This window comes from Xenorhabdus bovienii (genome assembly GCF_024721015.1).
Classification (GTDB): Bacteria; Pseudomonadota; Gammaproteobacteria; order Enterobacterales; family Enterobacteriaceae; genus Xenorhabdus; species Xenorhabdus bovienii.
In genome coordinates, this window is sequence record NZ_JANAIF010000335.1 from 1 (window position 1) to 416 (window position 416).

1 protein-coding gene is annotated in these 416 nt (G+C 57.0%); it reads right to left on the minus strand.

Translation table 11 applies throughout. From position 1 onward, the window contains the following. Positions 1 to 416 (minus strand): replication endonuclease (locus tag NXS07_RS20860; RefSeq protein WP_258087615.1); only part of this gene is annotated, 416 nt, incomplete at both ends.

The window sequence follows — 416 nt, forward strand, 5'->3', positions numbered from 1 at the left end:
GCCCGTACCTTTTCGGCAATCTCGCCCATCTGGTCAGCAATACTGATACTGCGCAGGCGGCGGCACTCGCGATACGCCCCTTTAGAGGGCAGGTTATAGAAATGAAATTGCGGGATACGCCACGTTGACGCCCACGCTGTCACGGCGGAGGCGGCATCTTTCAACGGCTTACCGGTTTCCTTATCTATCAGGCCATCCAGGGCGTAACCGTCGATATTCTTGGCGATGTATTTCGCGATATACCCGACTGCGCCGCCCCGGTTCATGTGCTGGCATTCAAAGCGGTACTTTTTCGCGCCCCGTTCATCGCCATCTTCTTGCAGGGCTTTTTTCCGCATAATGTCGACCGCTTCCGCACGGCTGGCCTTATCGGTAAACAGCAGGAGATGCCAGTGGGGCGTCCCGTCATGGTGAGG